The sequence below is a fragment of the Eubacterium callanderi genome (assembly GCF_900142645.1).
GTDB classification, from domain to species: domain Bacteria; phylum Bacillota; class Clostridia; order Eubacteriales; family Eubacteriaceae; genus Eubacterium; species Eubacterium callanderi.
Genome location: NZ_FRBP01000003.1, coordinates 326,749 through 350,351, shown reverse-complemented (window position 1 = coordinate 350,351; position 23,603 = coordinate 326,749). Strand labels below are relative to the sequence as shown.

Below are 23,603 nucleotides of genomic sequence, written 5' to 3'. Positions count from 1 at the left end.
ACGGAGGAAAATAAATGAAAAAAAATAAAGCATTAAAATGGGAAATTAAAGATGTCATTGCGGCTGCTCTGTTGAGTCTCTTTCTCATTCTCATCCAGTTTATTGTAAATATGGTATGCATGACCAATCATTTTGTCAGTATGGTTTTATCAGTTGGTTTTACCATGTTCTTATGTGCACCTGTCTATTATCTGCTTTTGTGTCGGGTAAGGAAGCACTTTGTCAGCCTTGTTTATATGAGTATCGTCGGTATGATTTATCTGTTGATGGGGAACTGGTATCTTTTGCCGTACTTTGTTGCAGTTGGTATGATATGCGAAGCAATCTTGTGGAAAGATTGTTCTGAAAGGAATTCAAAACAAATTATAGCATCGTGGACTGTTGCCAGTCTTTTATATAACGGTGTCAATTTACTTCCGATTTGGTTCTTTTGGGAAACCTATTACAGCTTTGCAAAAAGCGGTGGCATGGATCAAAGCTATATAGACTCATATATCAGCTACTATAAGACTCCCGGATGGATTATATTCATTGTTATCTTTACGGCGATATGTGGGCTTGCGGGTGGTCTGGCAGGCAAAAAAATTATGGGAAAACATTTCAAAAAAACGGGACTTCTATAATGAGAAAAATTTCTTTTGCTGTCATAACTAAAATATGGGGATTCATTTGTGTACTAATAGCCATTTATATGGGAAAAGATGTCGTTTTCAGCTGCATCCTTACAATTGCCACTTTTTTATATTTAGGTATACAAGGGAAATGGAAAATCGTATTTGATTACGGCATATTCTATATCTTATTGGGAATTTTACTCTACGCCATACAACGTTTCGGACTTCATATGCTGATTTTTTCGGAGTTTTATGTGCTGATGCTTTGGAATCTTTCTCCTGCTTTCTTGGTATCATGGGATTTGATTACAACACCGCCTGGAAAAATTTCGGCATTCCTAAGTTCCATTCACCTTCCTACATCCGTTATTTTGGGTGTCCTTGTAGTATTTAGATTCTTCCCTACCATGAAATCGGAGTTAAGGAGTGTGTATCTATCTATGAAAAACAGAAATTTGACAGGTCTTAAACAGATATTGCAAGCACCTGCAAAGACATGTGAATATGTGCTGATTCCCCTACTCGTCAGAATCTTGATGATAGCAGATCAGCTTTCCGTTTCAGCTATTGCAAGAGGTGGGGAATCACCGGGGAAAAGAAGCAGCTACTATGAGAGCAAGATTGAAATAACGGATATATTTGCCATGATTTTATGGTTCGCTTTGATATCGGGTTATTTATGGATAGGAGGCATGAGAATATGATCGACTTACAGAATGTTTCCTTTCAGTATGCGGATAGCAATTATGGTGTGACGAATATAAATTTAGTGATAAAAGCCGGTGAATGTGTGGTTTTGACAGGAAAATCAGGATGTGGAAAAACGACCATTACAAGACTTATCAACGGTCTTGCTCCAAAATATTACAAAGGAACAAAAAAAGGCAGTATACGAATTGCAGGAAAAGATATTGAAATGATGCCGTCCTATGATATCGGTAAAATTGTTGGCAGCATATTTCAAGATCCTCAAAGACAATTCTTTTCATCAGAGCTTGAGGGTGAAATAGCATTTGGATGTGAAAATTACGGTTTCTCAAAGTTTGAAATTCAAAAAAGAACAAAGGATGCTATTCATAAGATGAGATTGGAAAACATAGGAAAGATTTCCTTAGATTTGCTTTCAAGTGGTGAAAAACAACGAGCAGCAGTAGCTTCTGTATATGCAATGCATCCGGAGGTTTTTGTGTTTGATGAGCCGACTGCAAATCTGGACAAAGACGGCATCATTCAAATGAAAAACATCCTTATGCAGTTAAAGAAAGCAGGATACACATTGCTGATTGCCGAGCATCGTCTCAGTTGGACAGAAGAACTTGCCGACAGGTATTTATATATGAAAGACGGACAGATACAGCATGAATATTCTTCTTTAGAATTTAGTACAATGAATGACTTGGAACGCATTTCAAAGGGACTTCGCCGTATTATAAATAAACCTTTTACAAAACAGATTGCCCCACCCCGAACGGACAATATTGCAATACAAGGAGAAAGGCTCTCTCTCAAGAAAAATAAAAAACAAATATTAAAAAATGTGGATATTTTTGCTAATGAAAAAAGTGTTACTGCCATCACAGGCAACAATGGTGTGGGAAAAACCAGTTTAGCTTTAATTTTAAGCGGACTTGAAAAATCAACAGAAGGTAATGTTTATATTCATGGTGAAAAGGTAAGATACAGAGAACTTCGCAGACATACCTATTACTGCTCAAATGACACAGGGACACAATTTTTTACAGAAAGCGTTTCAAAAGAACTTTTGCTTGGAACAAAATATGATGCAGAGAATTTAGAAGATGCAAAAAAATTGCTTAAGGATATGTGTCTATACGAATATAAAGATTCTCATCCTGCTTCCTTGTCAGGGGGACAAAAACAAAGACTTGCGGTATGCTGTGCGCTGTTATCAGGTAAAAATATTTTGATACTTGACGAACCGACCAGTGGATTGGATGCCGAAAATATGTTTTTGGTTGCAAGGGAACTAAAAAAGGCTGCGGAAAAAGAAAAAACCATTTTTGTAATCACTCATGATGAGGAATTTATGGATGCTTGCTGTGAATACAGAATAAATATAGATAAAACATAAAAATAAAAGACAAGGAGGGTCTTATAATGGATGTTCGTGATAAATTGCTTACGGAAAATCCTTGGAAATTGATGATTAGCCTTAGTTTGCCGGCGATTTTGGGTCAACTGATAGTAGGATTATATGCCTTTGTCGATTCAATTTATGTCGGGCAAATGGTAGGAACCGATGCCATGAGTGCAGTTTCGGCGGCATCTCCGTTTGTATTGATCAATAATGCGATTGCAGTTCTTCTCGGAATAGGCTCAGGCTCTGTACTTTCTCGGGCAATCGGGAAAAAAGATAAGGAAACCGTGGATAAGATTATAGGAAATCTGACCTTCTTGGTAATCATTTTATCATCGGCAGTGATGATTATCGGTATCATATTTGCTCCTGAATTTTTACGCTTATCCGGTGCCGGCGGTGAAGTGCTGGAGATGGGTGTTTCTTATTTAAGAACAGTATACCTTGGCTCCATATTCGTAAATTTTATGCAGGGTGCAAATATGGTAATAAGGGCAGAGGGCCGCATGGGAGTTGCAATGGGGATCATGGCGGCTGGTGCTATCTTAAATATCATATTAGATCCTATATTCATTCTGCTTATGCCATCTCGGGGACCGCAAGCCGTTGCGATTGCAACTGTGATTTCTCAAATCAGTCAAGCTCTGGTCACCTTAATATACTTCTTGAAAAAAAGTCCGGTGGTTCGTTTTCATGGGATAAAACCTGCAAAAGATTTATTACCTGAAATTTTTTCCGTGGGAATGAGCGCTATGCTCATGCAAATTATGATGTTGGTTCAAATGACAGTTGTATATAATACGGCAGTGCATTTTGGCGGAGAAAAGCAAATAGCTCTTATGGGAGCCGCTCAAAGAGTTATGCAGCTTGCATTTGTTCCGATATGGGGAATGAGTCAAGGGATGCAGCCCGCTGTCGGAACAAATTTCGGAGCAAAAGAATATATAAGGGTTAAAAAACTTACGAATGTATTTATTATAGGTTCGACTTGTCTTGCCGGATTTTTCTTTGCCATAATCGAAATTTTTTCAGTGCAGATATTATCTGCATTTATTACCGATTCAGCTATTGTAAGCTCAGGATTATCTAATTTTAGACTTATGTACTGCATATTTCCTACTTATGGCATGCTCATAATGACAGTCACTTATTTTCAGGCTGTCGGGAAAGCAAAACAAGCCGGAGTATTGGTTATACTAAGGCAACTTGCGCTTGTAATCCCTTTAGTATTGATATTACCTCGTTTTCTGAACGAAAATGTTCTCGGAGTATGGCTGGCGTTGCCTTTGAATGATGTCGTTATAATTTTGATTGCCATTATATTGCTAATTAGTGAATACAAGCGCATTACTAAGCTTGCACAGGAAATAAACAAGGTTAATGTTGGTGAGATATCATGAAAAAAATCGTCATTTTGAGTTGTTTCATTGCTTTTGCCTTTGTCGTTTTATTTCCGCGTTCCTTTATTTTTGCTGCGGAAGAAACTGAACATTACGAAACTGTTATTGATAAAGTTGCGGATGCGTATATAGGTAAAAGCGTTCCAGGTGCATGTGTCATTGTATCTGAACACGGAGAAATTGTGTTTTCAAAAGCCTACGGATACGCTGATTTAGAAAAAAATATACCTATGGATCCTGAAAACACAGTTTTTGAATGGGGATCAATATCAAAAACCTTTATATGGGTAGGTGTGATGCAATTAAATGAAGAAGGAAAAATTGATTTGGATGCGGATATTCGCAACTATCTACCAAAAGGTTTTTTGAAAAATTTACACTATGATACACCTATTACAATGCTTCATCTCATGAATCATACGGCGGGCTTCGAGGAGCAGCTTATTAACCTTCGCTATTTTGAAAGTGATAAGGAATTTACATTAGCCGAAGTCTTGTCCTCACATCAACCCGAACAGGTATTTTCACCGGACAAGGTAAGCGCATATTCTAACTGGGGCGCTGCATTAGCTGCATTTATTGTAGAAAGAGTGAGTGGTCAAAATTACAAAGAATATGTAAATGAACACATTTTGAAACCTTTAGATATGAACAATACATCGATAGGTCCATTTCAAAATGATAATCCTACGATTTTGGCAAGAAAGGCAGTCGGTTATTCTTTTTTTGAAAAGGGATTCCGCAAAGAACCGAATATGTATTTAAGAATGTACCCTGCTGGTGGAATGAATGGCTCAGCTGGGGATTTGTTGAATTATGCACAAGAGCTGGCTAAAAATAATGATAAAGATAATCTATTGTTTAATAATCCTCATACTAAAAAAGAAATGTTTACAGAAACCTATCGCTCCTATGGTGCAAATTCAGGTTTATCTCACGGATTCTGGCAATATGCGAATAATCCGGAAATGCATGGACATGAAGGTGGAACATACGGATTCAAAACACAAATATGGGTAGAACCGAAAAATGAGAGAGCAATTTTAATATTGACAAATGTAATGGAGACGGAGTTTTGCTCGGAGATTATGGAAAAAATTGCATATACAGAAGCTGATGAAAAAAAGATAAAAGAAAATTTAGATCTCAAGATGTTAAGCGGAGATTATCTTCCTGCCCGCTCTGCATTGAAAAATGTTGGAAAAATACAAGGGAAAAAGCAAATGATTTCCATTAGAGTGACAGATGGAAATCGTCTTTGTCTTACCATGCCATTTGAAGATAAAAAGCAATATTACGAACAAATAGATTCTAACATTTTCTTTTGCAAGGATGCGAGTCCTGAAGAAAAAATACTTGCTTTTAATATAAATGACGGCAAAGTACATTCTATGAGCTTTAGATTAGCTCATGATTATATCCCTGCCACTAACACACAAGGGAAAATAGCATTTTTGTTCAGCTTGGGAACTTATATATCAACCACATTATTATTTTTAACATTACTGATTATATGCATCATTTCAACGCTACAAAGGTGGAAGAGATGTATGCGACATCATATATATCTATATATTTGTGGAGCTATGCTTGGGATTTCTGGAATTACAGGAATGGCTCATTGGTTTTCAATATATGAAATTCTTGCTCATGAACTTATGATTATTATTATTGCTGGATGGTGTTTTAGTATTATAGGGATTTTATGTGGAGGATATGCAATTTTCAAAGAAAGAAGTATCAAAAACAGTGGATTACTACTAATATTTATAGCTCAGATTTTTTCGGCATATTATCTTGGGTTTTTAACTGTTGTATAGAGGATCTTTTAAAAGAATGCTCTAATATATATTTTTCGAGTAAGGAAAATTTGATTAAATAGTGGAGGTAATTGCTATGTGTTATGTAGGGTCTGTTATTTATATAGAAAATAATAATAGACCTTTTTGATGTCAGTAATTATTATAAACAATTAAATTTAAAACATTTTGGAAGAACAGGTTTCTTCCGTTTTCGAGGACTTTTTATGCTTATGTGCAGGAGTCCTCCTTTTTTGTCTGAAAAACAAATAGACAAAAAAGAAATGGAGGAAACTTTATGACAAAAGAGTATTACCTTTATGTCAGAGGACAAAAGGTGAAAGTCAGTGAAGATATATATAAAGTCTACTGGCGAGAAAAAGAACACGAAAAGTATTTAGAGCAGGTGGACAGAAAAAACCACCTGCTTTTCTTTTCCTCTTTGGATCATGATGGACACTTTGTAAATAACATTGTCGATGAAAGTGTAGATATAGAAAAGATTGTGGAAACACAGATGATGATTGAAGCACTCAGACATTCTTTATCTAAACTCACGGCTGAAGAAAGAGATATTATTGAAAGATTGTATTTCAATGATGAAACTCTATCAAGTATTGCATCAGAAAAGAAAGTGAGCTATCAGGCTATACAGTGGAGAAAAAACAATATCTTGAAGAAGTTAAAGAAACTTTTGGAAGAGCTATTGGGTTAAGTACCTTGTAGTAGGGGGCAGATTTTCCTTTATAAAGTGAAAGGAGATCTGTCCTTTTTAATTTTGAAAGTTAATATGAACTAGCCCTGTTATCAATCAATAAAGTTGAATTTCAATTGTTGTACTGTTACAGATTATAGGGTATAATGTTATCAATATAAAATATAAACAGTAATTGTTAACGAGTTGTGAAATGAAAAGTAAAATATCAATTGATAACAGGAGGTTAATACTATGGAGATGGATGGATTAATAGTAGATTTTGATGGAGAAAAAAATGTTGTTATGTATTGTGGGATAAAAGAATATCCGATTGGAGGCATGATTGCTGAATATGCCAGATTACATCCTACAGAATTAAAAGAAGTAATATTGGAGTATTCTCACTTAGAGGAAAAACCGTCGGAGAAGACATTAGCAGAGTTTTTCCCTTGGTTTGTTGATAAACTAAAAGAAAAAATTGGAATAGTTGCAGCAGTTATTATTACTTTTGAATTCATGGATTTAGTTGCAGACATGTGTAAGAAAGAAATGTCAAATCCTGATGAATTTTTCATAGAAATAAAGGAAGAAGATTCTATAGGAAAGTTTATATTTGAAGGTAGTGGATATAGTAAATTAGGAAAATCCACGAATAAGCAGGCATTGCTTTCTGCATATTACTGGTATGCACAGTCATATGTTGCATTTAAACATAGCTTTTTGATGCTGGCTAGTGAAGATGAATATGATGAAGATCAAGTAAATGCATTTTGGTCTATGTTTAGTGAGAATATAAATTTTCAGCACATTGATTTTCGTATAGCAAATTATGAAGGAAAGTTTCATTCTCTATATACAATCAAATCATCAATGTCATTGTTGTTATTTGAAGCAGCACATTGTATGGACAATGATGTAAAGTTTACGAAATGCGCTAACTGTGGAGAGTACTTTGTTCCTGAAGGCAGAATAGATGCAATTTATTGTGGTTATCCATCTCCACAAGATCCAAAGAGGTTATGTAGAGATATAGGGGCACAGGTTACACGAGCAAATAAGGAAAAAAATGATATTGCAACTAAAGAATACAGAAAAGTTTATATGAAATATAAGATGATAACAATAAGACATCCACAGAATCGTGATGCAAAAGAAAAGCTTTTATATCTTACGTCTGAAGTTAAGATATGGAGGGAAAAAATGAAAAATGGAATTGTCACAACCGAAAGTTTTTTGCAATGGCTGGAGCAGTTTAAAGAGTAATATAAATATGTCCAAATGGAAAGTTATTTTATTTAACTTTAGACTTTTTTAAGAGAGGAGGTTTATTAATGACAAAGAATGATTATCCAATTTATGCTGATGATGGAACTAAATTTTGTATGCGTTATCAAGGTGAAGATGGAGATCCTGTTATTGAAGGTCCGAAAGGAAAAAGATTAACAATATCTAATTTTTTAAAACAGGTATATAATCCATCAATTGCTAATAAAAATCGTGGTAAATTTAAGAAAGCACGATAACAGATGATACTAGAAATCCCTGCAATATGGCCATAGGAAGTATGAGGATTATTCCACCGAAGAAACCTATGCTGGAACGCAAGATTGCAATCCATAATCATATTGGTAAATCAGAGGAAATCAGTAAAGTAAAATTTAATATATGCGAATACTTAAGAGCAAACCGTGTGGCATGGAAACCATAGCAGAGGGAGCCTGAGTAGTTTAACCATTGGAGAAGTCCATTGATGAAACTACTTAGGTTCTTTTTTTATAAATTGTATTTGATAATCAAAATTTGTCTTAAAGTTCATCGTCTAGCTAACGATGCCCAGAGCTTTGAGACATAAACAACAAAATAAAGTCAACCCACTGGGACGGTTGGCCAGTTAAGAAGTGAGGATTCATTCTTATGGCCAATATTAGGGAAAGTCTCGTGTGGATTCTCACTTCGGTTTTTAGACCGAAGGAGGGTCTGCATGATGACAAATTTAGACAAAGAAAAGAAAAACAGTGATAAGCAGTATTTTATTCCAATGGAAGTAACAAAGGAGACAATGGATGCCTTTGGGATTAATCGTGATGATGTGGTGTGGAAAAAAATAGGGAACAAACCTGTCAGAGTAGTTATGATACCCGCTACTAAGGAGCAGTACTATGAATATATGCGCCCTTTATGGAGGGACGATAAAAAAGAACAAAGACAGGTTGAAAAGAGGATGAATGGAGAGGGGGATATTTCTCTTGATTCTCTTTATGACAAAACTGAATTCGAGTTTGCAGATTCATGTGATATCGAGGAAGACCTAATAAAAAGGGAGCTTCTAGAAGCTTTAAGAAAAGAACTTAGTGCTTTAGAAGAAATTGATAGGAAAATTATGAAGTTATTTGGTGAAGGTTATTCTGAATCAGCCATTGGTAGTGAGATAGGTATGAGTCAAAAGGGTGTGAATAAGAGAAAACAAAAGATTTTCCTGAAATTAAAAGATAAGCTTATACCATATAAATAAGCAAGATGTCTGCATCACAAAAAGTGGTGCAGATTTTTTTATAAATTTGGTACTTAAAGAATTCATTCATGTCCTTTCACTAGCAGAGGGGCAAGAAAGCTACTCGGATAGGAGGTCAAACATGACAAACAAATGTAGATCTGAAACTAAAAAATGCGTAAGTGATATCGATAGAGAAATCGTAGATACACTTCTTACCATTCAGATAGTTACAGAGAAAATCACAAGAAACTTAAGTCAAAGGAAAGGAGATGACCCATATGGTAAAAGACAAAGAACTATGTGCTCTTGCAGATGAACTTCATAAGTGTAGTGACATTCTAAAAGTAATTTCAGAAAAGTTAAGAGAGACCTTGAAATCGAAAACGGAAGCTCAAGAAACTAAGCCAGAGAAAGAACTAACCTTAGAAGATGTAAGAGCTGTATTAGCTGAAAAATCACGTAATGGATTTACAAAAGAAATTAAAGAAATTCTGGAAAAACACGGAGCAAATAAATTATCTGAAGTAGATCCAAAAGAATATTCTGAGCTACTAAAAGAAGTGGAGGTAATAGGAAATGCCAGATAAACATGCAGTGCTTTCTGCATCATCTTCAGCAAGGTGGATTGAATGCCCACCATCAGCACTTCTTTGTAAAGAGATAAATGATATTCCAAGTGAATATGCTAGGCAGGGAACTGATGCACATAGCTTAAGTGAATATAAGCTTAGGAAAATACTTGGAGAAAATGTTAAAAATCCAAAGGATAACCTAGATTATTATGATGAAGAAATGGAAGAGTCATCAGAAGAGTATGCGAGCTATGTAGCGTGCCAGTATGAAGAGGCTAAAAATTTATGTAAAGATTCAATCATATTAATCGAGCAGCACTTGGATTTTTCTAAATGGGTTCCGGATGGCTTTGGAACAGGAGACTGCATCATTGTTTCTGATGAGAAGCTGACTGTAATTGACCTAAAATACGGTCTAGGAATCCTTGTAGATGCAAATAATAACCCTCAAATGATGTGCTATGCCCTAGGAGCATTAGCTATATTTGATGGAATTTATGACATTAAAGAAATTACTATGACTATCTTCCAGCCAAGAAGAGAGCATATAAGCACTTATACCATCTCAAAAGAGAAACTTCTTTCTTGGGCAGAGAAAACTTTAATGCCACAGGCAAAACTTGCAGCTATTGGTGAGGGTGAATTTAAAGCCGGAGAGTACTGTCAGTTTTGTAAGGTGAAAGCTACATGTAGAAAACGAGCAGAATATAATCTTTTGCTTGCAAAGTATGATTTCGAGATGCCGGAGAATCTTGAAGATGATGAAATTGAAATCATCCTAGAAAAGGTAGATGACTTAGTAGCTTGGGCAGGAGATATTAAAGAATACGCCCTGAAAAAAGCGGTGGAAGGCAAGAAATGGAATGATTGGAAAGTCGTAGAAGGAAGAGCGACTAGAAAATATATTGATGAATCAAAAGTTGCAGAAAAAGTAGAAAAAGCTGGCTTTGATCCATATGAGAAAAAGGTTTTAGGCATCACTGCTATGACAAAGCTACTTGGAAAAGCAAGATTTGAAGAAATGCTTTCAGGATTAATAAAGAAACCTCAAGGTAAACCAACACTTGTGAAAAGAACAGACAAAAGATTAGAACTTAATTCAGCAAAAGAAGATTTTATGGAGGAATAAAAATATGACAATGAATTATAAGAACCCAACAAAAGTTATTACAGGACCAAAGACAAGATGGAGTTATGCAAATGTATGGGATCCAAAATCTATTAATGGTGGTACACCTAAATACAGTGTAAGCCTTATTATACCAAAGTCTGATACTAAGACAGTTGCAAAGATTGAAGCGGCAATTAAGGCAGCTTATGAAGAGGGGGAATCTAAGCTCAAAGGTAACGGAAAGAGCGTACCTGCACTTAAATCTATTAAGACTCCACTTAGAGATGGAGATTTAGAAAGACCGGATGATGAGGCATATAAGGATAGCTATTTTATTAATGCGAATAGTATAGCTGCACCTGGAATTGTAGATGCCAACCGTGAAGAAATCATTGACCGTAGTGAAGTATATAGCGGTGTATATGGACGTGCGAGTATCAACTTTTATGCCTTTAATTCCAATGGAAACAAGGGCATCGCAGTAGGGCTTAACAATCTGCAGAAGATTTCTGATGGAGAACCTCTTGGTGGAAAATCCAGAGCAGAAGATGACTTTGCAGATTATGATGAAGATACAGATGACTTTTTAGGTTAGTTAGGGTGCGGAGGAGAAAGTAAAAAGCGGACTCCTCCGCTATTTTTAGGAGGCGAAATGGAAACGATAAAAACGATGAGTATCGATATTGAAACCTTTTCTGATGTGGATCTTTCCAAATGTGGGGTTTACAGGTATGTAGAATCTCCTTTATTTGAAGTGCTCTTATTTGGATACTCTGTAAATGGAGGTGAAGTAGCTGTAATTGATATAGCAAATGGAGAGGCGATTCCTGAAGAAATAGTAGATGCACTCACAAATGAAAATATTATAAAGTGGGCATTTAACAGTCAGTTTGAAAGAATATGTCTATCAGAGTATCTAAGAAGAAATTATCCGCAGAAGTTTATAGAGTGTAGTATATCTGAAGATAGTACATCAATATATTTAGATCCTAGGTCTTGGAAATGTACGATGACCTGGTGTGCGTATATGGGATTACCATTATCACTAGAAAATGCTGGAACAGTACTAGGGCTTGAAGAGCAGAAGCTAAAAGAGGGAAAGGATTTAATAAAATATTTTTGTGTGCCTTGTAAGCCTACAAAGACAAATGGCTATAGAGATAGAAATTTACCATGTGATGCTAGGGAAAAATGGAATATATTTATAAAATATAATGTTCGTGATGTTAGATCTGAGATGGAAATTCAAACTAAATTAAAAAAGTTTCCAGTTCCAGAATTTGTCTGGAATGAGTTTTACCTAGACCAAGAGATAAATGATAGAGGAATTAAAGTTGACCTTAACATGGCAAAAAATGCCATAGCCTTTGACTCCTCTACTAGGCACACTCTAATTTCAAAACTAAAAAGTATAACAGGTCTTGATAATCCCAATAGTGTGATGCAGATGAAAAAATGGCTAAAAGAACAGGGAATTCTAGCAGAAAGTTTAGATAAAAAATCTGTAGCTAGTCTACTTGAAACAGTACCTAATAATATAAAAGAGGTCTTAGAAGTTAGACAAAAGTTAGCTAAATCATCAGTGAAGAAATATCAGGCTATGGAAAATGCAGTATGTAAGGACCAAAGAGCAAGGGGAATGTTTCGATTTTATGGAGCAAACCGCAGTGGAAGATGGGCAGGTAGACTTATTCAGCTCCAGAATTTACCACAAAATCATTTGCCAGATTTAAAAGAGGCTAGAGACTTAGTCGATATAGGAAATTATGAAGCAATGACTATGCTCTATGCTGATATTCCAGATACCTTGTCACAGCTTATTAGAACTGCTTTTATACCAAAAGAAGGTATGAAATTTATCGTAGCAGACTTTTCTGCTATAGAAGCAAGAGTCCTATCCTTTTTAGCTAATGAAAAATGGAGACGTGAGGTATTTGAAAATAACGGAGATATTTACTGTGCATCTGCATCAGCCATGTTTGGAGTTCCTGTAGAAAAGCATGGGGTAAACGCAGAACTTAGGCAAAAAGGAAAAATTGCTGAACTTGCTCTTGGATATGGTGGAGGTACTGGAGCGCTAACTTCAATGGGAGCCCTTGAAATGGGACTTTTAGAAGAGGAACTTCAGCCACTTGTAGATTCTTGGAGAGCAGCAAATTCTAATATTGTTAGGTTTTGGTGGGAAGTAGATAAATGTATAAAGACTTCTATAAAAGAAAAGACTACTACTGAAACTGGAAATATAAAATTCATATATCAAAGTGCCATGCTTTTTATTGAACTTCCAAGTGGCAGGAGGCTTTCCTATGTGAAACCAATAATAGGTGAAAATAGGTTCGGAGGAGAAAGTGTTACCTATGAAGGGATAACTACAGGGAAAAAGTGGGGAAGGATAGAAAGCTATGGACCAAAGTTTGTAGAGAATATTGTTCAGGCTATAAGCCGTGATATTTTAGCTTATGCTTTGAATAATTTATCCTACTGCCTTATATGTGCTCATGTCCATGATGAAATAATTATTGAAGCAAGTATGGGTGTGTCAGTAGATGATATTTGTAAGAAGATGGGAGAAACTCCTCCGTGGATAGATGGACTCCTTCTTAGAGCAGATGGCTATGAATGTAATTTTTATAAAAAAGATTAGACCTATTGGTTCTTAAAAGCTAGGGTTTTGTCCTTTCACTATTAGAGGGCAAAGCCCTACTTTTATATTTTTTATGAAAGAGTTAATACAAAAAAATATAAGCCCCATATGGAAGCAACTAAGATGAAGGAGGATAAATAGTATGTTTTATGTGAAAGAAAAGATAAGCGATACAGCAGAAACAAAGATTGAAATCAACGATGAGAATGTATTTTGTATATGTCCTAAATGCGGTAGAGAGGTTCAGGTAAACCTTGAAGATGTGATATCTGATGGAGAAAGTGACCTTTGTAGCACAGCTGTACTTTGCGAGGAGTGTAGTAAGAAAATGATAGGAGGGATGTCCTATGAAGAAAAATAGTAAATTTATGCCACTTATATATGTGTGTTCTCCATTTGCCGGAGACACAGATAAAAATATTTTGTCTGCAAGAAAGTATTCAAGGTTTGCTGCAGATGAGGGATATATTCCAATCACTCCACATCTTTTATTTCCACAGTTTCTTGATGATAACATTCCAAAAGACAGAAAGCTTGGTCTTAAATTCGGAAATGTGCTAATGGATAAATGTAGTGAAGTTTGGATCTTTGGAGAGCATATCTCAAAAGGAATGGAGTGTGAAATAAAGAGGGCGATAAAAAGAAAGTGCAAAATAAGATATTTTTCAGAAGAGCTGAAGGAGGTAGAAAGCAGTGCAGAAACTAAAAATTGCATATGGAAGTAGCTGCTTTGCTAAGAAGTGGACCAATAAAGAGATAAGCTTTGATGATTTATGTAAAAGACTATCTACAACAATTTATACTTCAGAGACAAAAGAAGAATACCCTAAGCTTCCAAAAAGTGAAAAGGACAGGGTTAAGGACAAAGGTGGATTTGTTGGAGGAAGCCTTAAAGGTGGAAGCAGAAAGGGTGAAAATGTAGAATGTCGCTCTATGCTTACCTTGGATGTTGACCAAGCGGATGTTGACTTTATTGATAGATTTACCATGCTTTGTTCTTTTACCTGCTGCCTTTATACAACCCATAGCCATACAAAAGAAAGTCCAAGACTTAGAATAATTGTGCCCTTATCTAGAAATATTACACCAGAAGAGTATGTAGCGGTATCCAGATATTTTGCAAGTGACTGGGAGATAGATATGTTTGATGAATGCTCCTATAGACCACAGCAACTTATGTATTGGCCGACCACACCCTCTAATGGTGATTTTGTGTTTGAAAAAGTAAGTGGTACTATTCTAAATCCAGATGATATTTTATTAGCTCATCCAGAATGGACTGATCCAACGCTTTTACCAACATCTTCTAGAGAAAGTGTAGCAAGAGGCATCAGCGATAAAAAGCAGGCAGACCCACTTGAAAAAGAGGGAATAGTAGGTGCTTTTAATAGAGCTTTTTATCCCATAAATACTGTAATCGAAGAACTGCTTTCTGATATTTATGAAACATCTGATATGGAAAATAGGTATAGGTATTTTGAATCACAAAGTCAGCCCGGTCTTTTAATTCATGAAGGGAAGTTTGCCTATAGCCACCATGCAAAAGATCCAGCCTATCTTAAACTTTTAAGTGCTTTTGACCTAGTTAGAATCCATAAATTTTATGATGATGACCCCAAGAAATCTTTTAACGCTATGTCTGAATTTGCCATTACTTTAGATAGTGTGAAACTGCAGATTGCAGAAGAGAAGAAAAAACAAGCAGAAGATGATTTCAAAAGTTTAGATGAAGAAGATGGAGACTGGAGATTAAAGCTGAAATTACAGCCTAGAAGTAAGGTTTTAGAAAATAGCGTCTGGAATGAAATGCTCATATTAAACAACGATCCTGACTTTGCGAATTTTGGATATAATGAAATGGCAAGTAGAATACAGGTCACTGGTTCTGTGCCTTGGGAAAGACCAAGAGATAATAAGTTCTGGAGGGATGCTGATACTGCTCAGATGAAAGCCTTGATTGATGTAAAGTATGTAACCTTTTCTACTAGAAATCATGATGTAGCTTTTACAAAAGTTGCAGACGATAGAAGATTTCATCCTATAAGGGATTATCTGAACAATCTTCCTGAATGGGACGGGGTTTCAAGGATAGATACTATTCTCATGGATTATTTTGGTGCAGAAAATACAAATTATACAAGGGAAGTTAGTAGAAAAACACTTGTTGCAGCAGTTGCAAGAATATATAAACCGGGGACTAAATTTGATAGCGTTTTAATTCTAAATGGTGCTCAAGGGATAGGTAAATCCACCTTCTTTTCAAAGCTTGCAGGAAATTGGTTCTCTGATAGTTTGACCTTAACAGATATGAAGGATAAATCTGGAGCAGAAAAACTTCAAGGTTACTGGATATTAGAACTTGGAGAACTTGCCGGCATGAAAAAAGCTGATATCGAGTCGGTAAAATCATTTATTAGCCGTACAGATGACGAGTATAGACCATCCTATGGAAAAACTGTAGAGAGTCATCCCAGACAGTGTATCATTGTTGGGTCTACTAATTCTGAGACAGGTTTCCTTCGTGATATCACAGGCAACCGTAGGTTTTGGCCAGTTAGTGTTAATGGTAAATCAAAGAAAAAATCATGGGAGATAACAAAGGATGAAGTGGAGCAGATATGGGCAGAGGCTGTTCATTTATATAAAATAGGTGAAAAATTATATCTTGAAGGTGATACGGCAGTACTTGCTAGATCTAAGCAAGCGGATGCTATGGAATCTGATGAAAGAGAAGGTCTTGTTCGTGAGTATTTAGACACGCTCCTTCCAGATGACTGGGACGATATGGATCTATATGAAAGAAGGAATTATCTTAGCGATAGCGGAGTATCCGGTATAGCTAAAAAGGGGATTGTGAGAAGGACTACTGTTTGTAATATGGAAATATGGTGTGAGTGCTTTGGAAAAGATGCATCTGTTATGAAGAAATCCGACTCCTATGAATTAGGTGGTATCATGCAAAAAATTGAGGGGTGGAGTAAGGCAAATATGAAGGCGGTAGCCTTTTATGGTAAGCAACGAGTTTACATTCGAACTTAATAGCTTGTTACAAAGATAAGGAACAAGAAATGAGCTTGTTCTATGGTTGTTCCAAAACTTGTTCCATCAGTAGAGTTAGTAAATTCAATAGTTATAGAGGTTGGGAACAAGTGGAACAAGAAATACCTATATAATTATTTTAGTTAATATATAGCCTAATAGTAGCTTGTTATTACGTATATACGCGCGTATAGGAATATAGAAAAACTTGTTCTACTTGTTACCTTGTTCCAGAGAGGATTAAAAATGAGAGAAAAATTTATAGAAAAAAAGCTGGTTTCAGAGGTGAAAAAGCAAGGTGGGTTATGTCCCAAATTTGTATCACCGGGGTTTGATGGTATGCCAGACAGAATTATATTAATGCCAAAAGGGAGAATTGCCTTTGCAGAGTTAAAAGCAAAAGGTAGAAAACCAAGACCTCTTCAGTTATCAAGACATAGACTTTTAAGAAAGCTTGGGTTTAAGGTTTATGTGATTGATAGTGTGACTCAGATAGGAAGTGTTCTTGATGATATATAAGCCTCATGATTACCAAAATTATGCGAGAGAATATATTGAGTCTCATAAAATATCTGCAGTATTTTTAGACTGTGGTCTTGGAAAAACGAGCATTACACTTACAGCTTTAAATAATCTACTGTTTGACTATTTTGAAGCACATAAAATTTTAGTGATTGCACCTCTTAGAGTTGCAAGAAATACATGGTCTGCTGAAATAAAAAAGTGGGATCATTTAAAAGATTTACAATTTTCCATAGTTGTAGGTAATGAAAAAGAAAGAATATCAGCACTTGAAAGTAAGGCAGATATCTATGTGATAAACAGAGAAAATATTCAATGGCTTATAGAAAAATCAAAAGTTAAATTTGATTTCGACACTGTGGTAATTGATGAACTTAGTTCCTTCAAAAATCATAAGTCTCAAAGGTCTAAATATTTTATGAAAATAAGACCAAAAGTAAGAAGAGTGATCGGTCTTACTGGTACGCCATTACCAAATGGTCTCATGGATTTATTTGGAGAATATAAGGTGCTTGATATGGGAGAAAGACTTGGCAGATTCATTGGTCAGTATAGAAATGCTTATTTTAAACCGGATAAAACGAACGGTCATATTGTTTATAGTTATAAGCCACTTGAAGGAGCAAAAGAGAGTATTTATGAAAAAATATCTGATATTACAATTTCCATGAAAGCAGTAGATCATCTTAAAATGCCAGAAATAATCAATTCAAAATACATGGTCTATTTATCAGAGAAAGAAGAAAAAAAGTACAAGGCTCTAAAAAAGGATTTGATATTATTCCTTCCAGATGGAGAAATAACAGCAGCAAATGCAGCAAGTTTATCAGGTAAGTTATCCCAAATGGCAAACGGTGCAGTGTATGCAGACAATGAAGAAGTTACAGAATTTCATGAAAGAAAGCTTGATGCTTTGGAGGATATTATTGAAGCAGCAAATGGGAATTCTGTTTTAGTAGCCTACTGGTATAAACATGATCTTAAAAGGATATCGGAAAGATTAAGAAGTAAAAAAATAGAATTTGAAAAGCTAGATACAGATGAAAGTATAACAAGATGGAATAAAGGAGATATTCCAGTTGCACTTATCCATCCAGCATCAGCAGGTCATGGTCTAAACCTTCAAGAAGGTGGTTCTATTTTGGTCTGGTTTGGTATTACATGGAGTTTAGAACTATATCAGCAAACAGTAGCCAGACTTTGGAGGCAAGGGCAGAATAATAAAACAGTTAGTGTCATTCATATACTTACAAAAAATACTGTGGATGAAAAAATTATGAACGCTTTATCAGAAAAAGACAGCAGCCAAGCATCCATTATAGATGCAGTAAAGGTAAATATGAAAATCTAAGACAATCAAAGTCAAAAAGTGACAATCCGAGAATTACGAAATCGGAGGTTATGATAATGACACCAAAAGAATATCTAAATCAAGCGTACCGTCTTGATAAAAGAATAAAGGCTGATTTAGAAGATGTTGAAAATCTTCGTGCATTGGCATCCAGCGTTTCATCACCAAGATTTGATATAGATAGGGTACAAACAAGTAGAAATCAGGAAGCTCCATTTGTTAGATCGCTTACAAAAATTATGGATTTAGAAGCAAAGATAAATGATGAACTTACACTGCTTATAAGCTTAAAAGAGCAAATGCTTGAAATGATTTCAAAATTAGAAAACATGGATGAGCAAATGGTTCTTAGATACAGGTACTTAAAAAGCATGACTTGGGAAGAAATAGGAAGAGAACTTCACGCAGGAAAAACTACTATTACAAGATGGCATGATAAGGCAATGGAGAATGCTGTTTTACCCGAAAATCCTATATGGTTATAAATTTAGGGAAAAATGGTGCGTTTTGGTACGGTTTGGTATGGTGCGAACCTATGGCTAAATGTGATATTATATAATCAGCAAAAAATATAAATAAGCCAAGCCTTGAGGGAGAAATCCTTCAGGGCTTTTCTTATGCAAAAGAGGAGGTGGAAAGCTTGCCAAGAAAGCCAAAGCGTCCGTGTTCTTATCCTGGATGTCCTAACTTAACTGATGGTAGGTTTTGTGAGAAACACCAGAAACAAGAGAACAAACGCTACGAGAAGTACGACAGGGATCCTGCTGTACGCCGTAGATACGGACGAGTGTGGAAAAGAGTAAGAGACTCGTATGTGAAGGAGCATCCATTTTGTGAAGAGTGCTTTAAGAAAGGAATTATAGTTCCTGTGGAAGAAGTACACCACATCAAGCCACTAGCAGAAGGTGGAACGCATGATAAAAGTAATTTGATATCTTTATGCAAATCATGTCATGCAAGAATACATGCCAGTCGTGGTGATAGATGGAATAAAAATAAGGGGTAGGGGGATAAAAATCTTTACCAATATAGCCCTTGGGGAACGGGCGTGGGGTCTCATGCACAAAAAGAGAGGTTCAAACAGGGTATTAAAGAAAGTAAAAATTTAAGGAGTGATAATTTGGCTAAAGACGGAACATATAGAGGAGGAAGAAGGGTCAGAGCTGGAGATAAGCCAAAGCCAGTAGCTAAAAAAATACAAGCTGGGGAAATGGTAAAGATACTAGCAAATGATATACCAGATGAATACTATGCAGAACTGGAATCAGTAGATTTACCGGAAGGGGTAGAACTTGAAGGCATGGATATGCCAAAGCCAAGTGAGTATCTATCTGCAAAGCAAAAGAGTGGCATTCCGCTTGGAGCAGACCGCATATATAAAGAAACATGGCAATGGCTTAAGGAAAGAAAGTGCGAAAAACTTGTAAATAAAAGATTGATTGAATCCTATTCACAGGCTTTTGCAAGATACATCCAGTGTGAGGAAGCTATCAGCAGATATGGAATGCTTGGGAAACATCCGACAACCGGGGGTGTGATTGCCTCTCCATTTATACAGATGTCATCAAGTTTTCAAAAGACAGCGAACCTAATTTGGTATGAGATTTATGACATTGTAAAACAAAATTGTACAGAAATTTTTGAAGAAGAAAGTAATGACCCTATGGAAAGGTTACTTAGAGGAGGAAGGTAGAAAATGATAGAAAAAGTAAATCCAATGCATCCTGATAAAATAGCAGATAGGATAGCAGGTGCAATAGTAGATTTAGCATATAAGGAAAATGAAAATCCTAAGATTGCAGTTGAAGTGTTAATTGGACACGGTGTGTGCCATGTTATTATAGAAACAACAGAAAAACTCTATCAGGCGCCAATTGAAAAAATCATTCATCGTATTGCAGGCGATGTGAAGGCAGATATTGTGATTGTTCCTCAAGATGTATATTTGACAAATAATCAAAAGGACAAGGTGCGCTGTGGAGATAATGGTATTTTTAAGGGAGTGTCTTTAACAGATCAACAGAAAGAACTATCAAAAATAGCAAGAGAAATTTATGATAAGTATCCATTTGATGGAAAGTATATTTTAGATGAAACAAGGCTTATTATCTGTCAGAGCAATGCTAAAACATTAGAACTTAGAGAAACCTATCCTCATGCAGAAATAAATCCACTGGGAGATTGGAGTGGTGGAACTGATGTAGATACAGGAGCTACCAACAGAAAACTTGGTTCAGATATGGCAGACTCTGTAACCGGTGGAGGACTTCATGGAAAAGACTTATCCAAGGCAGATGTATCTGTAAATATCTATGCTTTCCTAAAAGCACAGGAAACTGGAGAAGAAGTTAACCTCTGCTGTGCAATTGGAGATAGGGAAATTGATGGTAAGTCTTATGATGAGATTGTAAGACTAGCGAAAGAATATATTGACTCCGTAGGTGGATTTGAAAAGTTTGCCGAGTGGGGTCTTTTTTAATGGGAGGAGTTTATGGAAAAAGAAATGCAGTATTACCTAGCAGAGGTTAATGACCTTATTCCATATATAAGAAACGCTCGTACTCACTCAGAAAGTCAAGTTAATCAGATTGCTGCAAGCATAAAAGAGTTTGGATTTCTATCTCCGATACTCATAGCTGAAGATAATACAATTTTAGCAGGGCATGGTAGACTTGCTGCAGCAAGGAAACTTGGGTTAAAGCAAGTACCATGCGTTAAGGAAAGCCACCTAACCGAAACTCAAAGACGGGCATATATTATTGCAGATAATAAACTGTCTCTTAATGCAGGTTGGGATGAAGATATGCTTGCGATTGAACTTTCTGAATTACAAGGAGCAGATTTCGATTTAGACATACTTGGCTTTGATGAAAGTGAACTTGCCAGTATTTTTGAAGATGATAAAGAAGTAGAAGATGACGATTTTGATGTTGAAGAAGAACTAGCAAAGTCTCCATTTACTAAAGCAGGTGATATATGGACACTTGGTAGACATAGACTTATCTGTGGTGACTCAACAAAAGAAGAAATATACAACCGTTTGATGGATGGAAAGAAAGCAAATCTTGTAGTCACAGATCCACCTTACAATGTCAACTATGAAGGCAGTGCCGGAAAGATTAAAAATGACAATATGGATACAGACAAGTTCTATAACTTCCTACTTGATACTTTTTCTAATATGGAAAAAGTGATGGCAGATGATGCATCAATCTATGTATTTCATGCAGATACGGAAGGCTTGAATTTTAGAAAAGCATTTAACGATGCAGGCTTTTATCTATCCGGATGTTGCATATGGAAGAAACCGTCACTTGTGCTTGGCAGAAGTCCCTATCAGTGGCAGCATGAACCTTGTCTATATGGATGGAAGAAGAAAGGAAAACACCTGTGGTATTCAGGAAGAAAAGAAACCACTATATGGGAGTTTGAAAAAACAAAGAAAAATGCTGACCATCCTACTATGAAACCAATACCACTGCTTGCCTATCCGATTAATAATTCAAGTATGAGCAATACCCTTATACTTGATCCATTCGGAGGAAGTGGTAGCACCCTTATAGCTTGTGAACAAACAGACCGTTCCTGTTACACCATTGAACTCGATGAAAAGTTCTGTGATGTTATCATCAAAAGATATATTGAACAGGCAGGAACGGATAAGGATGTATTCGTATTAAGAGATGGAAAAGAATATCTATATAGTGAGGTGACTGCCGATGAGTAAGGAATTAACTCTTGGCAGTCTTTTTGATGGGAGTGGTGGTTTTTCGCTTGGAGCAAAGCTAGTAGGAATTAAACCTATCTGGAGTTCAGAAATTGAGCCCTTTCCAATTAGAGTTACCACAAAAAGGATGCCGGAAGTAAAGCATCTTGGTGATGTATCAGAAATTAAGGGAAATGAAATAGAGCCGGTGGATATTATAACTTTTGGAAGTCCCTGTCAAGATATGTCTATTGCAGGGAAAAGAGCGGGGCTTAACGGTTCACGCTCTAATTTATTTTATGAAGCAACCAGAATTATTAAAGAAATGAGGGAGAAAACAAATGGAACAAAACCAAGATATACGCTATGGGAAAATGTCCCAGGGGCATTCTCCTCCAACAAAGGGGAGGACTTCTTCTCGGTCCTTAAAGAAATCTGTGAAATCAAAGGATATAAAATTGATGAGGCTAGACCTTATAGATGGCAAAATGCAGGACTTATCATGGCAGATGATTTCTCACTCGCATGGAGGGTACTTGATGCTCAATACTGGGGAGTTCCCCAGAGAAGAAGACGCATCTATCTTGTCTGCGATTTTAATGGAAAAAGTGCCGGAAAAATATTATTTGAGTCCGAGGGCATGCCTTGGCATCTTGAAAAGAGCAAATGCCCGTGGAAAAGAACTGCCGGAGATTCTAAGAATTGCGCTCGAAGCGGGATCGAAAACCTGTGCTTAAATGACCAAGGCGGTCAGAGAATGGATGTTCATGAAGATAGATGTGGAACAATTACTGCGAGTGTAGGAAACCATCCGCCCCTTGTATTTGAAAATCATGGACAAGATTCTAGGTTTAAAGGACCGATTGATATTAGTAATACCATAGGAGCAAGCCTTGGAACTGGTGGAAATAACCAGCCTTTTGTAGTTGAAGATAAAGTGGATATATTTGATGTAAGAATCACATCAGAAAATACAAAAAATCATAGGGCTAATATCTATGAAACAGATGTGGCAAGAACAATAAATACTGGATTAAATTCACCGGATGCCAATCAAGGAGGACTTGCTATTGTCTACTCAACAAGTAAAAATTCACATCATACTGAGGCAGTGGAAAATATAGCTAATACTTTAGTTGCAAGTGACTATAAGGATCCTCCGGTGGTAAATGATACAGATGGAAAAAGATATATTGTAAGAAGACTTACTCCAAAAGAATGTGGTAGACTTCAGGGTTTTCCTGACGATTGGTGCGATAATCTTGAAAGCGAAAATCCAACAGAAGAAGAGATGAAGTTTTGGGCAGAAGTTTTTGAAACCTATAGAAAAACTGTAACCAAATCTACTAAACCAAGAAGTGAAAAACAGATAAGAAAATGGCTAGCTAATCCTCATACAGATTCAGCAGAATACAAAATGTGGGGTAATGGTGTAGCACTTCCTAATGTATGCTTTGTACTTGCAGGAATTAAGCACTTTTACTTTGAATAAAGAACAGATATAACTTGATAAATCTCTGATAGTACGGGAATATACACATACCAAAACTAAAGGA

Annotated in this window: 24 protein-coding genes; all 24 read left to right on the top strand. The window is 36.1% G+C overall.

Annotation, left to right across the window (positions count from 1 at the left end):
- Positions 1 to 14 precede the first annotated feature (14 nt).
- Positions 15 to 623, top strand: a complete 609-nt coding sequence (locus BUC22_RS05585; RefSeq protein WP_073382561.1) for an MptD family putative ECF transporter S component — start codon at positions 15 to 17, stop codon at positions 621 to 623.
- Positions 623 to 1,318, top strand: coding sequence for an energy-coupling factor transporter transmembrane component T family protein (locus BUC22_RS05580; protein WP_001226868.1), 696 nt, complete (start codon positions 623 to 625; stop codon positions 1,316 to 1,318). Before BUC22_RS05585 ends, BUC22_RS05580 begins: the two co-directional genes overlap by 1 nt.
- Positions 1,315 to 2,706, top strand: coding sequence for an ABC transporter ATP-binding protein (locus BUC22_RS05575; protein WP_073382559.1), 1,392 nt, complete (start codon positions 1,315 to 1,317; stop codon positions 2,704 to 2,706). Before BUC22_RS05580 ends, BUC22_RS05575 begins: the two co-directional genes overlap by 4 nt.
- Positions 2,707 to 2,732: 26 nt before the next feature.
- Positions 2,733 to 4,112, top strand: coding sequence for an MATE family efflux transporter (locus tag BUC22_RS05570; RefSeq protein ID WP_073382556.1), 1,380 nt, complete (start codon positions 2,733 to 2,735; stop codon positions 4,110 to 4,112).
- Positions 4,109 to 5,932 (top strand): serine hydrolase domain-containing protein, encoded by a 1,824-nt coding sequence (locus BUC22_RS05565; protein WP_073382553.1) that lies wholly within the window; start codon positions 4,109 to 4,111, stop codon positions 5,930 to 5,932. Before BUC22_RS05570 ends, BUC22_RS05565 begins: the two co-directional genes overlap by 4 nt.
- A 277-nt stretch (positions 5,933 to 6,209) precedes the next feature.
- Positions 6,210 to 6,626 carry a sigma factor-like helix-turn-helix DNA-binding protein gene (locus BUC22_RS05560; RefSeq protein ID WP_073382551.1) on the top strand — a complete coding sequence of 139 codons (417 nt, stop codon included), beginning with the start codon at positions 6,210 to 6,212 and terminating at the stop codon, positions 6,624 to 6,626.
- A 234-nt stretch (positions 6,627 to 6,860) separates the two neighbouring features.
- A complete protein-coding gene (locus BUC22_RS05555; RefSeq protein ID WP_073382548.1) occupies positions 6,861 to 7,871 on the top strand; it encodes a DUF6076 domain-containing protein in 1,011 nt (336 codons plus the stop codon).
- 68 nt (positions 7,872 to 7,939) lie between these two features.
- Positions 7,940 to 8,131, top strand: a complete 192-nt coding sequence (locus tag BUC22_RS05550) for a hypothetical protein (protein WP_073382546.1) — start codon at positions 7,940 to 7,942, stop codon at positions 8,129 to 8,131.
- 458 nt (positions 8,132 to 8,589) lie between these two features.
- Positions 8,590 to 9,120: a sigma-70 family RNA polymerase sigma factor gene (locus BUC22_RS05545; protein WP_083591106.1), complete on the top strand. Its 531-nt coding sequence runs from the start codon at positions 8,590 to 8,592 to the stop codon at positions 9,118 to 9,120.
- A 260-nt stretch (positions 9,121 to 9,380) separates the two neighbouring features.
- A complete protein-coding gene (locus BUC22_RS05540; protein WP_073382543.1) occupies positions 9,381 to 9,689 on the top strand; it encodes a hypothetical protein in 309 nt (102 codons plus the stop codon).
- On the top strand, positions 9,679 to 10,803 hold the full coding sequence (locus BUC22_RS05535; protein WP_073382542.1) for a DUF2800 domain-containing protein: 1,125 nt from the start codon (positions 9,679 to 9,681) through the stop codon (positions 10,801 to 10,803). Before BUC22_RS05540 ends, BUC22_RS05535 begins: the two co-directional genes overlap by 11 nt.
- Positions 10,804 to 10,807: 4 nt before the next feature.
- A complete protein-coding gene (locus BUC22_RS05530; RefSeq protein ID WP_073382539.1) occupies positions 10,808 to 11,380 on the top strand; it encodes a DUF2815 family protein in 573 nt (190 codons plus the stop codon).
- Between the two features lie 57 nt (positions 11,381 to 11,437).
- Positions 11,438 to 13,429, top strand: a complete 1,992-nt coding sequence (locus BUC22_RS05525; protein ID WP_073382537.1) for a DNA polymerase — start codon at positions 11,438 to 11,440, stop codon at positions 13,427 to 13,429.
- A gap of 142 nt (positions 13,430 to 13,571) precedes the next feature.
- Complete coding sequence (locus BUC22_RS05520; RefSeq protein WP_073382534.1) at positions 13,572 to 13,790, top strand: hypothetical protein; 219 nt, start codon at positions 13,572 to 13,574, stop codon at positions 13,788 to 13,790.
- Positions 13,777 to 14,154: a DUF7768 domain-containing protein gene (locus BUC22_RS05515; RefSeq protein ID WP_073382532.1), complete on the top strand. Its 378-nt coding sequence runs from the start codon at positions 13,777 to 13,779 to the stop codon at positions 14,152 to 14,154. Before BUC22_RS05520 ends, BUC22_RS05515 begins: the two co-directional genes overlap by 14 nt.
- The gene (locus BUC22_RS05510; RefSeq protein ID WP_073382529.1) at positions 14,123 to 16,468 is read left to right on the top strand and encodes a virulence-associated E family protein; all 2,346 of its coding nucleotides are present in this window, start codon (positions 14,123 to 14,125) and stop codon (positions 16,466 to 16,468) included. The genes BUC22_RS05515 and BUC22_RS05510 overlap by 32 nt, the downstream gene beginning before the upstream one ends.
- A 246-nt stretch (positions 16,469 to 16,714) precedes the next feature.
- Positions 16,715 to 16,987 carry a VRR-NUC domain-containing protein gene (locus BUC22_RS05505; RefSeq protein WP_073382527.1) on the top strand — a complete coding sequence of 91 codons (273 nt, stop codon included), beginning with the start codon at positions 16,715 to 16,717 and terminating at the stop codon, positions 16,985 to 16,987.
- Positions 16,977 to 18,341, top strand: a complete 1,365-nt coding sequence (locus BUC22_RS05500; protein WP_073382524.1) for a DEAD/DEAH box helicase — start codon at positions 16,977 to 16,979, stop codon at positions 18,339 to 18,341. The genes BUC22_RS05505 and BUC22_RS05500 overlap by 11 nt, the downstream gene beginning before the upstream one ends.
- Positions 18,342 to 18,397: 56 nt before the next feature.
- Positions 18,398 to 18,826, top strand: coding sequence for a DUF1492 domain-containing protein (locus BUC22_RS05495; protein WP_073382521.1), 429 nt, complete (start codon positions 18,398 to 18,400; stop codon positions 18,824 to 18,826).
- 155 nt (positions 18,827 to 18,981) lie between these two features.
- The gene (locus tag BUC22_RS05490; RefSeq protein ID WP_073382518.1) at positions 18,982 to 19,347 is read left to right on the top strand and encodes an HNH endonuclease; all 366 of its coding nucleotides are present in this window, start codon (positions 18,982 to 18,984) and stop codon (positions 19,345 to 19,347) included.
- 114 nt (positions 19,348 to 19,461) lie between these two features.
- Positions 19,462 to 20,034 (top strand): P27 family phage terminase small subunit, encoded by a 573-nt coding sequence (locus tag BUC22_RS05485; RefSeq protein ID WP_200805535.1) that lies wholly within the window; start codon positions 19,462 to 19,464, stop codon positions 20,032 to 20,034.
- A 3-nt stretch (positions 20,035 to 20,037) separates the two neighbouring features.
- The gene (locus tag BUC22_RS05480; RefSeq protein ID WP_073382513.1) at positions 20,038 to 20,820 is read left to right on the top strand and encodes an S-adenosylmethionine synthetase N-terminal domain-containing protein; all 783 of its coding nucleotides are present in this window, start codon (positions 20,038 to 20,040) and stop codon (positions 20,818 to 20,820) included.
- 12 nt (positions 20,821 to 20,832) lie between these two features.
- Positions 20,833 to 22,068 (top strand): site-specific DNA-methyltransferase, encoded by a 1,236-nt coding sequence (locus BUC22_RS05475; RefSeq protein WP_073382510.1) that lies wholly within the window; start codon positions 20,833 to 20,835, stop codon positions 22,066 to 22,068.
- Positions 22,061 to 23,539 (top strand): DNA cytosine methyltransferase, encoded by a 1,479-nt coding sequence (locus tag BUC22_RS05470; protein WP_073382508.1) that lies wholly within the window; start codon positions 22,061 to 22,063, stop codon positions 23,537 to 23,539. The genes BUC22_RS05475 and BUC22_RS05470 overlap by 8 nt, the downstream gene beginning before the upstream one ends.
- Positions 23,540 to 23,603 lie beyond the last annotated feature (64 nt).

Bases quoted from the DNA above. Each gene is read 5' to 3' on its own strand.
- BUC22_RS05585 (WP_073382561.1), top strand. From the start codon at position 15: ATGAAAAAAAATAAAGCATTAAAATGGGAAATTAAAGATGTCATTGCG.
- BUC22_RS05580 (WP_001226868.1), top strand. From the start codon at position 623: ATGAGAAAAATTTCTTTTGCTGTCATAACTAAAATATGGGGATTCATT.
- BUC22_RS05575 (WP_073382559.1), top strand. From the start codon at position 1,315: ATGATCGACTTACAGAATGTTTCCTTTCAGTATGCGGATAGCAATTAT.
- BUC22_RS05570 (WP_073382556.1), top strand. From the start codon at position 2,733: ATGGATGTTCGTGATAAATTGCTTACGGAAAATCCTTGGAAATTGATG.
- BUC22_RS05565 (WP_073382553.1), top strand. From the start codon at position 4,109: ATGAAAAAAATCGTCATTTTGAGTTGTTTCATTGCTTTTGCCTTTGTC.
- BUC22_RS05560 (WP_073382551.1), top strand. From the start codon at position 6,210: ATGACAAAAGAGTATTACCTTTATGTCAGAGGACAAAAGGTGAAAGTC.
- BUC22_RS05555 (WP_073382548.1), top strand. From the start codon at position 6,861: ATGGAGATGGATGGATTAATAGTAGATTTTGATGGAGAAAAAAATGTT.
- BUC22_RS05550 (WP_073382546.1), top strand. From the start codon at position 7,940: ATGACAAAGAATGATTATCCAATTTATGCTGATGATGGAACTAAATTT.
- BUC22_RS05545 (WP_083591106.1), top strand. From the start codon at position 8,590: ATGATGACAAATTTAGACAAAGAAAAGAAAAACAGTGATAAGCAGTAT.
- BUC22_RS05540 (WP_073382543.1), top strand. From the start codon at position 9,381: ATGGTAAAAGACAAAGAACTATGTGCTCTTGCAGATGAACTTCATAAG.
- BUC22_RS05535 (WP_073382542.1), top strand. From the start codon at position 9,679: ATGCCAGATAAACATGCAGTGCTTTCTGCATCATCTTCAGCAAGGTGG.
- BUC22_RS05530 (WP_073382539.1), top strand. From the start codon at position 10,808: ATGACAATGAATTATAAGAACCCAACAAAAGTTATTACAGGACCAAAG.
- BUC22_RS05525 (WP_073382537.1), top strand. From the start codon at position 11,438: ATGGAAACGATAAAAACGATGAGTATCGATATTGAAACCTTTTCTGAT.
- BUC22_RS05520 (WP_073382534.1), top strand. From the start codon at position 13,572: ATGTTTTATGTGAAAGAAAAGATAAGCGATACAGCAGAAACAAAGATT.
- BUC22_RS05515 (WP_073382532.1), top strand. From the start codon at position 13,777: ATGAAGAAAAATAGTAAATTTATGCCACTTATATATGTGTGTTCTCCA.
- BUC22_RS05505 (WP_073382527.1), top strand. From the start codon at position 16,715: ATGAGAGAAAAATTTATAGAAAAAAAGCTGGTTTCAGAGGTGAAAAAG.
- BUC22_RS05500 (WP_073382524.1), top strand. From the start codon at position 16,977: ATGATATATAAGCCTCATGATTACCAAAATTATGCGAGAGAATATATT.
- BUC22_RS05495 (WP_073382521.1), top strand. From the start codon at position 18,398: ATGACACCAAAAGAATATCTAAATCAAGCGTACCGTCTTGATAAAAGA.
- BUC22_RS05480 (WP_073382513.1), top strand. From the start codon at position 20,038: ATGATAGAAAAAGTAAATCCAATGCATCCTGATAAAATAGCAGATAGG.
- BUC22_RS05475 (WP_073382510.1), top strand. From the start codon at position 20,833: ATGGAAAAAGAAATGCAGTATTACCTAGCAGAGGTTAATGACCTTATT.
- BUC22_RS05470 (WP_073382508.1), top strand. From the start codon at position 22,061: ATGAGTAAGGAATTAACTCTTGGCAGTCTTTTTGATGGGAGTGGTGGT.